This window comes from Mesorhizobium sp. M7A.F.Ca.CA.001.08.2.1, assembly GCF_003998455.1.
In the GTDB taxonomy this organism is placed as follows: domain Bacteria; phylum Pseudomonadota; class Alphaproteobacteria; order Rhizobiales; family Rhizobiaceae; genus Mesorhizobium; species Mesorhizobium ciceri.
The window spans coordinates 1-10,944 of the sequence record NZ_RZPW01000121.1 but is presented as its reverse complement, the minus strand read 5'-3'; the positions used below and the strand labels follow the sequence as shown (position 1 = coordinate 10,944).

The 10,944-nt window shown below is 62.1% G+C and carries 13 protein-coding genes and 2 tRNA genes; 10 read left to right on the top strand and 5 right to left on the bottom strand.

Annotation, left to right across the window (positions count from 1 at the left end; genetic code table 11):
• The coding region (locus tag EN914_RS10170; RefSeq protein WP_245497808.1) for an MFS transporter at positions 1-744 on the top strand (744 nt) is incomplete at its 5' end.
• Positions 745-1,004: 260 nt separating this feature from the next.
• Here EN914_RS10170 and EN914_RS10160 read toward each other — a convergent pair.
• The 3 genes from EN914_RS10160 to EN914_RS10150 all read right to left on the bottom strand — a co-directional run bounded on the left by EN914_RS10160 (position 1,005) and on the right by EN914_RS10150 (position 2,785).
• On the bottom strand, positions 1,005-1,502 hold the full coding sequence (locus tag EN914_RS10160) for a GNAT family N-acetyltransferase (RefSeq protein WP_024503831.1): 498 nt from the start codon (positions 1,500-1,502) through the stop codon (positions 1,005-1,007).
• Positions 1,499-2,269 carry a copper homeostasis protein CutC gene (locus tag EN914_RS10155; RefSeq protein ID WP_024503832.1) on the bottom strand — a complete coding sequence of 257 codons (771 nt, stop codon included), beginning with the start codon at positions 2,267-2,269 and terminating at the stop codon, positions 1,499-1,501. Before EN914_RS10155 ends, EN914_RS10160 begins: the two co-directional genes overlap by 4 nt.
• An 84-nt stretch (positions 2,270-2,353) precedes the next feature.
• Entirely contained in the window at positions 2,354-2,785 is a 432-nt protein-coding gene (locus EN914_RS10150) for a cupin domain-containing protein (protein WP_024503833.1), read from the bottom strand.
• A 224-nt stretch (positions 2,786-3,009) separates the two neighbouring features.
• Between EN914_RS10150 and EN914_RS10145 the strand changes: the two genes are divergently transcribed.
• The 3 genes from EN914_RS10145 to EN914_RS10135 all read left to right on the top strand — a co-directional run bounded on the left by EN914_RS10145 (position 3,010) and on the right by EN914_RS10135 (position 4,365).
• Positions 3,010-3,498, top strand: coding sequence for an Hsp20 family protein (locus EN914_RS10145; protein ID WP_013531273.1), 489 nt, complete (start codon positions 3,010-3,012; stop codon positions 3,496-3,498).
• 68 nt (positions 3,499-3,566) lie between these two features.
• A complete protein-coding gene (locus tag EN914_RS10140) occupies positions 3,567-4,022 on the top strand; it encodes a hypothetical protein (protein ID WP_024503834.1) in 456 nt (151 codons plus the stop codon).
• Entirely contained in the window at positions 3,922-4,365 is a 444-nt protein-coding gene (locus tag EN914_RS10135) for a DUF982 domain-containing protein (RefSeq protein WP_338039653.1), read from the top strand. Before EN914_RS10140 ends, EN914_RS10135 begins: the two co-directional genes overlap by 101 nt.
• Before the next feature lie 504 nt (positions 4,366-4,869).
• On the opposite strand, the gene EN914_RS10130 is transcribed toward EN914_RS10135, so the two are convergent.
• Entirely contained in the window at positions 4,870-5,118 is a 249-nt protein-coding gene (locus tag EN914_RS10130) for a hypothetical protein (protein ID WP_024503835.1), read from the bottom strand.
• A gap of 413 nt (positions 5,119-5,531) precedes the next feature.
• Positions 5,532-5,606, bottom strand: a tRNA-Asn gene (locus EN914_RS10125).
• Between the two features lie 224 nt (positions 5,607-5,830).
• Between EN914_RS10125 and EN914_RS10120 the strand changes: the two genes are divergently transcribed.
• The 6 genes from EN914_RS10120 to EN914_RS10095 form a co-directional block, all read left to right on the top strand.
• The gene (locus EN914_RS10120) at positions 5,831-6,088 is read left to right on the top strand and encodes a hypothetical protein (protein WP_024503836.1); all 258 of its coding nucleotides are present in this window, start codon (positions 5,831-5,833) and stop codon (positions 6,086-6,088) included.
• Positions 6,089-6,376: 288 nt separating this feature from the next.
• Positions 6,377-6,450 (top strand) — tRNA-Cys (locus EN914_RS10115).
• Positions 6,451-6,540: 90 nt separating this feature from the next.
• Entirely contained in the window at positions 6,541-7,209 is a 669-nt protein-coding gene (locus EN914_RS10110; RefSeq protein ID WP_024503837.1) for a protein-L-isoaspartate O-methyltransferase, read from the top strand.
• Positions 7,210-7,390: 181 nt separating this feature from the next.
• A complete protein-coding gene (locus EN914_RS10105; RefSeq protein ID WP_024503838.1) occupies positions 7,391-8,782 on the top strand; it encodes a TolC family outer membrane protein in 1,392 nt (463 codons plus the stop codon).
• A gap of 214 nt (positions 8,783-8,996) precedes the next feature.
• Entirely contained in the window at positions 8,997-9,815 is an 819-nt protein-coding gene (locus tag EN914_RS10100; protein ID WP_024503839.1) for a PopZ family protein, read from the top strand.
• Positions 9,816-10,034: 219 nt separating this feature from the next.
• Positions 10,035-10,944, top strand: a 910-nt coding sequence (locus EN914_RS10095) for a class I tRNA ligase family protein (RefSeq protein ID WP_164778702.1), incomplete at its 3' end; no start/stop codon positions are given.

Genomic DNA, 10,944 nt, shown 5'->3' with positions numbered 1-10,944 from the left:
CTGGTCGAGGCCCAGAAGAAGCGGCCGAGCATGTTGAAGATGGACAGCAGGCCGACGAAACCGGCGGCAGAGAATGCGATGGTGACGACGTCCAATGTCCATCTCGACGATGCGTTGAAGACGCCGCAGTTCTGGCTGCTGTGGGGCGTGCTGTGCCTTAATGTGACGGCAGGGATCGGCGTGCTCGGCCAGGCCTCGGCGATGAGCCAGGAGATGTTTCCGGGACGCATCACGCCTGCCGCTGCCGCCGGCTTCGTCGGCCTGCTGTCGATCTTCAACATGCTCGGCCGCTTCTTCTGGGCCTCGACCAGCGATTATATCGGCCGCAAGACAACTTATGCCATCTTCTTCGCGCTGGGCGTCGTCCTCTATGCGGCGGTGCCGTGGACCGGCCAGACCGGCAGCGTTTTCCTGTTCGTGCTGTTCTACGGGATCATCCTCAGCATGTATGGCGGCGGCTTCGCCACCATTCCCGCTTACCTGCGCGACGTCTTCGGCGTGCGTTACGTCGGCGCCATCCACGGCCGATTGCTGACCGCGTGGTCGGTGGCGGGCGTGCTTGGCCCGGTGCTGGTGAATTATATCCGGCAGTACCAGATCGACAGCGGCGTTGCGAAGGCCGACGCCTACACGGTCACCATGTACATCATGGCCGGCCTGCTGGTTGTCGGCCTCCTGCTCAACCTGATGATGCGGCCCGTCAATGCGCGCTTCCACATGAAGACCGAACCAGCGGTGGCTTAGAGTCAGTTCCATCCCGATAGAATCGGGATGGGCTCTATCTTATTGTTTGAGCATGATCTTTTCCGAAAACCGGAGTCCACTTTTCGGGATCAGCTCTGAGGAGACCGACCATGGCGCAAGACAACGAGAATTCGATCAAACTCACGCTGGCCTGGCTGCTGGTCGGCATCCCGTTGGTCTGGGGGTTCTGGATGACGCTGGTGAGTGCGACAGCCCTGTTCCAGTAGTCCTCGTCTTCGTGCGCGGATCTGCCTGGTCTGTCAGGCGCTGATCTGCCTGGCGTAATAGCGCACCGCTTTCTTGCCGCCATGGATGACGGCGCCGCCGGCCTCGACGAAGCCGAGCGCGGCGTGAAAGGCATCCGAGGCGGGGTTCGGCGGGGCGGTGTTGACTTCGCAGGTGACCAGCGTGTGGCCGGCGCGCTCAACATGGCCGAACAGGTCCTGATAGAGCCGGCGGGCGTGGCCGCGGCCGCGTGCGTGCGCCGCCACGACGACCCGGTCGACATAGACGAAGCGCTCGTAGCGTTGGCGGAACCACAGGAAATTCGGGCTGTCGTAGCGGGCGTCCTGGTCGAAGGTCATGATGAAGGCTTCGAGATCGCCGATGCGCCTGGTGTAAAATGCTTCGCCAAGCAGGAAGGACAGCCGCTCAGCCTCCAGCCACGACAGTTCGGCGGCATGCTCGTTGTTGAGCGCCAGGATCGCCGCTTCGTCTTGGGCCGATACACGGGCTATCGGGGCAGGGCTCGAGGTCATGCCTTGGCTGCCGCGATCGTTGCCGCCACCAGCGCTGTGTCGGTCAGCGTGTTGCGGTACTCGCGATCGAGATCGGAACCACCCATGCCGACATGGGGATTGCGGTAGTCCATGGCACTCGGCACATCCTTGAGGGCGGCAAAATGCATTTCGGACAGGCCGGTTCTGCTGCGCACTTCGGCAATGTTGTGCAAATCCAGTCCGCCGCAGCCGAGGATGACGATGCGGTCGCCGGCCTGCCGCACCAGATCCGCCAACAGCGGCAAGCCTTCGATGGCAGTGTCACGCTGGCCGCTGGTCAGCACGCGGCCGACCTTGCTGCGGATCAGCGATTCGAGCGCCTCGGCCGGCTCGCGCGTCATGTCGAAGGCGCGATGGCAGGTGACGTTCAAGGGGCCGGCGGCCTGCGTCAGTTCGCTCATGCGCGCCTCGTCCATGGTGCCATCGGCGTTCAGGCAGCCAAACACCACGCCGGGCACGCCGAGTTCGCGCAGTGCCGAGACATCTGCCAGCATCGAGGCATATTCGGTCTCACTGTAGAGAAAATCGCCGCCGCGCGGCCGCACCATGACGTGAAACGGCACGTTTGCCTGCTCGATGGCGGCGCGGATCGTGCCGAGGCTTGGCGTGATGCCGCCTTCGACGAGGCTGGCGCACAGTTCGATCCGGTCGGCGCCGACGGCTTGCGCCGCGAGAAGGCCGTCAATGCCTTCGACACAGATTTCGATCAGCGGCAGGCGGAGAGCTTTGGTCAAGGGGCGATCCATTCCATGATTCCCGGCCAGCCCTACCACCGCGCCGGTTGCTGCGAAAGCGCGAACAGACTTTCGCGCCGGGCACGGATTTCGCGGTTATTGGCGCAATTCCGTGTTCTTGGCGCCTTGCTCGACCTGATCGATCACCAGAAGCTTCACCTCGATATCACCGATATTGGTGGCCTGATGCCACTGGCCGATCATTTCGATGATGAAATCGCCGGCCTTGTAGGTGTTGCTGTCGCCGGTCTCGACATTGGTGACCTTCAGCGTGCCGGCCTGGACATAGGCATAGCGCGGGAAAGGGTGCCTGTGGACCGGCAAGGTCGCGCCCGGCGCGATGTCGTAGGTCGAGACCAGCACCTGCACGTTCTTCTGCGGCAGCGTGATCGGTTGGCCGGACGCGGTCGTCGTGCGCGACGCAAGAGGGGTCACGACGACAGGCGTGCCGCTGCTGTCCAGCGCGTGGGCCGGGTTCGCGGAAAAGGCTGCCGCGAGCAGCAGTCCTGACATCAAAATTTTTCGCATGATTCGCATCCACCCCTGGCGTCAACATCGCGCAGTGGCCACCAGCACGCAAGGCAGCGCCTTGGGCACCTGCCTGCCGGCCAAAAATATTTTTGTCGCCCCTCTTGAAGGAAAAAAACACGATTACCAGATCGTTTTCCGTCGAGGCTTCGGCTCGACATACTGGCGTCGCAGCGACGCTGCGACAGCCTCGTAATCCATGTTGCTTCACGGAGGATATGGCTATGAGAAGCTCTGATTATACCCCTCTTTACCGCACAACGGTCGGCTTCGACCGTCTCTTCGATATGCTCGAAAAAAGCGTACGCTCCGACTGGCCTCCCTACAATATCGAGAAGACCGGCGAGAACGACTATCGCATTACGATGGCTATCGCCGGCTTCGCTCTCGATGAGGTCGAACTCATGCAGAACGGCCCCGAATTGTCTGTCGTCGGCCAAAGGAAACCCGACCAGGAAAATCGGGAGGTCCTTCATCGCGGCTTGGCGACGGGCAACTTCAAGCAGGTGTTCAAACTTGCCGACCACGTAAAGGTCAAGGCGGCCAACCTCGAGAATGGCTTGCTGTCAGTGGACCTGGTCCGCGAAGTGCCCGAGGAACTCAAGCCTCGGCGCATTGAGATAGGGTCCGAAGCCAAAGCGGTTTCGCTCGAGCAACCCGGCAAGAAGCAGTTGATCGATTCGGATGCGGAGCCTCAACGCGAGGTCGCCTGATTCCCTGGACCTAAATCTACGGTCCGCCTCCCGGTTCGGCCGGGAGGCACAGATCGCGGAGAATGGAGATGAGAACCGACACTTACAGTTTTCACCAACCTGAACCGAAAAATCTTGCCGCGGAATCCGCCGGATTGCGGACGCCGGATGATGTGCTGAACGAGGAGACGATGACGATCGGTGCAAAGCGGGCTTTGCTCGCTTTCTGGGCTTCCGACGTTCATGCGGTTCCTGACAATCCCGCGTTGCGGCAATTGGACAACGGCGCCATCGTGGAAGTCAGCGACATACTTCGCGCACTCCGCCTTCTGGACGAAACCGGGCGGGAACCGCGTGTTTCAAAGGAGTTGGGAACCGTCAGCCTGTCTTTCGACCGACGCCGCAAGAAGAGCCGGCTCGGTTGGATGCGGCGCCCCTGGCGAGATGACGATGATGATCCGCCGCCAATCCCGGCCTTTGCAACGGTGCCGCCCGGGCGTGGAGGCGGCGGCATGTTGGCCGAGCCGGAGCATGCAATCGCATGATGACCCAAGCCAGCAACAACCCACGTGCGGAATGGAGGATCACATGAGTTACAGGACGTTCGACCGACCGGTCCTGGTCAAGAATGGCGAGTTCGTTCAAGAAATAGGGTGCCTCGACGATGCGTTCGACTTCTTTGAGGAGTGGCCAAGGGAACGGCGAGGTCCGATTTTCGAAACGGCCTTTCGAGCTTGCCAGCGTGCTCACGACGGCCAGGTTCCGCTGACGGTGGCGCGCGATGCCGTCGCCGGCTTCGCAAGATCCGTCAAAATCTTGCAGGACCCGCTTGCCCAATTCCCTTGGATGGACGGCACAAGGTCAGGTCGTGGTGGGGTAACCGCTTAGCCTTGATAAGGGGCGGCGCCATCAGGATGGTTCGGCTGCATGGTCGTCGTTTCCGCATCGCTACAAGGTGAGCTGCCCTGCCAGCTCACCTTTTGCGGGCGGTTGTTGTTCGAGCCGTTAGTACGGTTTTTTGGCGGGCGCGTCCGCGTCGCCATCAGCGGCATGCGACACTATCGCAGATTATGCCACGGCCCTCAGCGGAGGCTCCGCCATTGTCCCCAGGCCGTCGCATTCCGTGCAGGCCCCCGTCTTTCCGGGGCAGCCACCCCGATGGGTTCCCTGCGGGCAGCAGTGCCCGTTTGACGCATACCATTTGGAGCAGTCGAAAATCCTGCCGCTGCCATGACAGCGCAGGCATTCCATATTCGATGAAGTCATACCCAATTCTTGCCCAACCCAAACGCACTCGCCCCATGCCGCAAGTAACAGGAATCATTGCGCTTTCAAGCACACTGCCCTGACTTAAATTGGGGGGATCGACGGATGGCCGGCATCGATGGCGAACTATCGTTGCGCCGTAATTACGTTGCTCGTGAAAACCTTGCTCGTCACAAGCCGGGTTGGGCATTGGTCGGCACCAGCAGGCTGCGCCGCCTTGTCCGGTTCCTTGTCGGCAGTGACAGCGACTACGTCGCCGGGCTGCGCGTTGGCGGCCTGTGTGGCCGTGGACGCGAAGAGGACCGTCTGAGTGATGAGAGCCGAAACCGCGGCAACCTGGACCAGCACGGCGGCAAGGGCGATCTTCTTGAGCATGCGAGAAAACGCTTTTTGGCGCTCCCGGTTCCCCCATTCAGGTTTTCGGCTTGCTGCGGGAACAAGGGACCGGCAGTGCGGTTAACTCGATTATGCCGAGCAAGATCAAAGAACCACCATCGAAGCCCGAACCGGAGAAGCTACCTGTCCGACGTCGGGACAAAGAAGCCCCGCCAGAGCTTGAACATGTCGACCCGCCACCACGAGATGTGCGAGAGGCACCGGCACCCAACCCGAACGGCGACAAGAGATGAAATCCTGATGAGATCGCGGTGATGAGATCGCCGTGATCGAAGCGCGCTGCATAGCGGCGCTGGGTCAAATTGAGAATCAACCTGCTGACTGCGGTTTTCCAGACATGCCATAGATCAGCCCCTATGGGCGACCTGACCGTCTCAACGCTTTGAAGAATTTGGCTCCCCGGGCCGGATTCGAACCAGCGACCAACCGGTTAACAGCCGGTTGCTCTACCACTGAGCTACCGGGGAACGGAGGCTCTTATGTGAGTGGCGCAGCCTATAGCTGCCCTTTTCGGCTTTGCAAAGAAGCTTTTCACATTTTTCCGAGGCTTTTTCGCGCAGGCCTTTCTCGCAATCGTCGAAGGATGCCCTCATATTAGCCGTCTTGGCAGGGATATGGAACCGAAAGCGCGGCGGCGGCTTTGGTTTGAGCATGCTTGCGAACGATCGAAACGGGTCAATCTTTCGAGACGATGACAGCACAAGACAACCAGATGCCGGCGCGCAAAATCTCCGTTTTCGGGCGCGAGTTCAAAATGCCGCGCTCGCGCGGGCTCAGAATCACGATCGGCATCCTGCTGACCATCGGCGGCATCCTCGGTTTCCTGCCGATCCTCGGCTTCTGGATGGTTCCGCTCGGATTGCTGGTGCTGTCCTATGAATTCGCCATGGTCCGCCGTCACCGGCGTCGCTTTGTCGTCTGGTGGGAACGGCGTCGCCGGCCCGATTGACCGCCGATAGCGCAAGGTGGTGTTTCAGTGGGCGGCGTGCTCTTCCAGTGCCTCACGGATCTGCTTGAGAACAGCCGCGGCCGAGGCAAGCCTTGCCCTGTCATGCGGCGACAGGATGCGTTTCTTCTCCCATCAGGCTATGCTTAACTGTCCGCTAATAAAGCAGTCCGATGATTTGCCGGACGCCGTCCGGACTGACGCGAGGAAACCGTTCGGAATGCAAGGTGGCCGCTTGACGGCATTTTCGCCGCAACCTATTGGAACCGGGTGGAACGCCGGGAGCAATGAGGCCTCGTGGCGGAGTGGTTACGCAGAGGACTGCAAATCCTTGCACCCCGGTTCGATTCCGGGCGAGGCCTCCAATGCCCGGGCCCCCGCGCGGCAGCGCAGGGGCCTGAAGTTCCTGACACAATGGACCGCGGTTCTGGCGCGGCAAGCGGACTGGTTGGGACATGAGCGCTGATTTCTCCGAACTACGCGTCAAGATGGTCGACGGCCAGGTCCGCACCACAGATGTGACCAGCGCGCCGCTGCTCGATGCAATGCTTGTCGTCCCAAGAGAGATGTTTGTCGGCGCCGCCCAGCGCGATCTCGCCTATATCGACGAGGACATCCGCATTGCAGCCGGCGCGGACGGTTCGCGCTACCTGATGGAAGCGTCGCCGTTGGCCAAGCTTATCCAGCTGGCCGAGATCAACCCGACCGATTCGGTGCTCGATGTCGGTTGCGGAACGGGCTACGCCTCGGCCATCCTGTCGCGGCTGGCCGGGTCCGTAGTGGCGCTCGAAAACGATTCGGCGCTGGCGGAAACCGCCAGATCGACGCTTTCGTCGCTTGGCTGCGGCAATGTGACCGTCGTCCAGGGCGCGTTGCCGCAGGGGCATGCCGCCAAGGCGCCTTATGATGTTATCTTTATCGGTGGCAGTGTCGCGGAAGTGCCGGCCCCGTTGCTCGACCAGCTTGCCGAAGGCGGCCGACTCGTCGCCGTCGAAGGGCAGGGCAATTCCGGCGTGGCCCGTCTCTTTTTCAAGGCCGGGGGGGTTGTAACCGGAAGACGTGCATTTAATGCGGCAATTAAGCCACTACCGGGGTTTGAACGCATTCGTGCTTTCGAATTCTGAATGATTTGGCCTTGCAGCAGAGGCTTTGTCATGGTCGCTTGCATTTGAACGATCGCTGCTGATGCCAAACTGGGGGCACTTTGGGGGTGAGCAGCAGGGAACACGAACACGCGGCGCCGGCTGATCTATGAGAGAAGCAGGCGCGGCGCGGTTCCCATGGAAAACGAATGAGGGTTTAACCGTGCCGTCTTTACGCAAGTCACTTTTCACCGCCGTCCTCGTTTCGGCGACCATGCTGTCCCCACTGGCCGCTTCAGCCGAAACCATCTCCGGCGCGCTTGCAAAGGCCTACCAGTACAATTCTTCACTGAATTCGGCCCGTGCCGGCGTTCGCGTCACCGATGAGGGTGTCGCCATCGCCAAGTCGGGCTACCGCCCGGTTGTCACCGGCTCGGCGGATATCGATTATTCGAGCAGCCATCTCAACGGCACCGACTCAAGCGTGCGGCTGACCACCGGCAATTTTGGCGTTCAGATCGACCAGACGCTATTCGACGGCTTTCAGACCAGGAACAATGTCGCTGCCGCCGAAGCGCAGGTCCGGGCTTCGGTCGAAAGCCTGCGCAACACCGAAGAGGGCATCCTGTTCAGCGCGGCGCAAGCGTATATGAACGTGATTCGCGACCGGCAGGTCGCCGTGCTGACCGAGCAGAACCTGCAGTTCCTGACCGAAACGGCTCGCGCGGCGCGTTCGCGCTTCGAAGTTGGCGAAGGCACGCGCACCGATGTCGCCCAGGCCGACGCTTCGCGCGCCGCCGCGGTGGCGTCGCTGAGTGCTGCCCGGGCGCAGGCGCTGGCAAGTGCGGCGCTCTATCGCCAGATCGTTGGCGACGAGCCGGGCAAACTCAAGGGCGCTTCGCCGGTGGCAAAGCTGTTGCCGTCGAGCCTCGCCGCCGCCGTCGGGGTGGCCTCGAACGAGCATCCGGCCATCCTTGCCACGCAGCATCTGGTCGACGCCGCCGCGTTTTCGGTGAAGTCGGCCGAAGGCGCGCTGTTGCCGCAGCTCTCGGCTTCCGCCGGCGTTTCGAGCGCCTATCGCAATACCTCGCCTTTGCCAGGCGTCGGTTCGCAGGATGGCACGACCAATTCGGCCAGTGTCGGGGCAACGCTGACCATCCCGATCTATTCAGGTGGCCGCACCTCGGCGATCGTGCGCCAGAACAAGGAATCACTCAGCCAGGCCCGCATCCAGGTCGATGTCAGCCGCGACCAGGTGCGCCAGGCCGTCACCGCCGCCTGGACCGAGTACACCGCCGCGCAGCAGCAGCTGACAGCCAACAGGCAAGTGATCGAAGCCGCGAAGCTGGCACTGAACGGTGTCATCGAAGAGCGCAATGTCGGCCAGCGCACCACGCTCGACGTCCTCAATGCGCAGGCGACGGTCATCACCGCCCAGATCAACCAGGCCGGTTACGAACACGATGTGGTGGTGGCGAGCTACGCCATCCTGCAGGCGACCGGCCGTCTGTCCGTCGACCGCCTTGGCTTGCAGGTAGCGAAATACAAGCCTGAAGAGCACTACAACGCGGTCAAGGACAAGTGGTACGGACTGCGCACGCCGGACGGCCGCTGAGGCGTTCGGCCTAAACTGGCGTGTTCCCGGTTTGAGCAGGATCTTTCGCGCTGCGGCTCTCGGGTTCAGATGGCGCTAATCTGTTGAAATCCCACAAGTCCCCAGATTGGGGATTCTCGTGCGGCGATCCGTCGGTTACGCTGTGGCCATGATTCGATCCGGCTCTGCCGGAGCGGAAAACCCAACAGGGGTCACAAGGGCGGCGGATGTGACGATGGCAACGGCAAGCAGCGCACAGCGCGAACCTTCCATGGAAGAGATACTGGCTTCCATCAGGCGGATCATCGAGGACAGCGACGGCGGCCGCAAGCAGCCGGGCGACGCCGATGAGCTGAGCCAGGATCTGGAGCGCGCGTCGAGCGCCTATGCAGCCCCCGACGTGGAAGCATTCCGTGCCGACCTGCATGCCGCCCCCGAGAGCAGGAAGCCGGTCACGCTGGCGGAAGTCCAGTCACAGCTGCCGCCGGCCGAGCCGGTGGTGGCGCGCATGGAAACGCCGGTGCGCCCCGATCCCAGCCCGGCAAGGCCATCGATGACACTCGCCGAGGTCAGCGCCCGCGTTGCAGCGGAGCCAATCACGGCTGAAGCGCCAATATCGCGTCCTGTCGCCGACGCTTCCATCGCCGATTGGCGTCGCGAGATCGCCGCGGTTGGCGAGCAGGCCAGGGCGGTGCCAGACCGGAGCGAAGCCCGCAAGACGGCTGCCCAGCCGTCGATGGAGGCTCCAGGGGATGAACCGACCGCGAAACCGGCTACCGAGCCGTCTCGTCCGGATGCAAGCGTGGTGCGGCCGGTGGCGGCCAGCGACGCGCCGCGTCCGGCGATCGTTTCCGAGCACACCGGCCGTCAGGTCGCGGCTGCCTTTGGCGAGCTTTCCGACGCATTTGCCAGCCGCAGCAAGAAGACATTCGACGAGATGGCCGAAGAGATGCTGCGGCCGATGCTGCAGGATTGGCTCGATAACAATCTGCCGACACTGGTCGAAAGGCTGGTGCGCGAGGAGATCGAGCGCGTGGCGCGCGGGGCGCAGTAGTTCCCCATACCGATTGCCCAGAGGAAACGGCGCCTTCGTGGCGCCGTTTCTTTTGGCGAAGTCGTTGTCGGCAGGACGACGGATCGCTTTCCGTTGAAATGACCAAGGCCGCGCCTATCTGGTTGTGAGGGTCCGAGACAGCCCTTGCGGTTGACTTGGCCAAAACCTTCCGATTTACACCGGACCAGCAAAACTCCCGACAGCGCGGACCATTTTCCCATGCTTGAAAAGACCTACGACGCCAAAACCGTCGAGCCGAAGATCGCCAAAGTCTGGGAAGAGGCCGACGCGTTTCGCGCCGGTGCCGGGGCCGAGGAGGGGGCGGAGGCCTTCACCATCGTCATCCCGCCGCCGAACGTCACCGGCTCGCTGCATATGGGACACGCGCTCAACAACACGCTGCAGGATATATTGGTGCGCTTCGAGCGCATGCGCGGCAAGAACGTCCTGTGGCAGCCGGGCATGGACCATGCCGGCATTGCCACGCAGATGGTGGTCGAGCGGCAGCTGATGGAAAAGCAGATCCATCGCCGCGACCTGACCCGCGAACAGTTCATCGAGAAAGTGTGGGAGTGGAAGGCCGAATCCGGCGGTGCCATCTTCAACCAGTTGAAGCGGCTCGGCGCCTCGGCCGACTGGTCACGCGAACGCTTCACCATGGACGAAGGCCTATCCAAGGCGGTGCTCGAAGTGTTCGTCACGCTCTACAAGGAAGGGCTGATCTACAAGGACAAGCGTCTTGTGAACTGGGACCCCAAGCTGCTCACCGCGATCTCCGATCTCGAGGTCGAGCAGCAGGAGGTCAATGGCAATCTCTGGCACTTCCGCTACCCCGTCGAAGGCAAGGTCTTTGACCCGGAAAACCCGAATACCTTCATCACCGTGGCGACGACGCGCCCGGAGACGATGCTGGGCGATACGGCCGTCGCGGTGCATCCCGACGACGAGCGCTTCCGGCATCTGGTCGGCAAGAACATCGTCCTGCCGATCGTTGGCCGCAGGATTCCCGTGGTGGCGGATGAGTATTCCGATCCGGAAAAAGGTTCGGGCGCGGTCAAGATCACGCCGGCGCACGACTTCAACGATTTCGAGGTCGGCAGGCGCCACAAGCTGCCGGCGATCAATATCC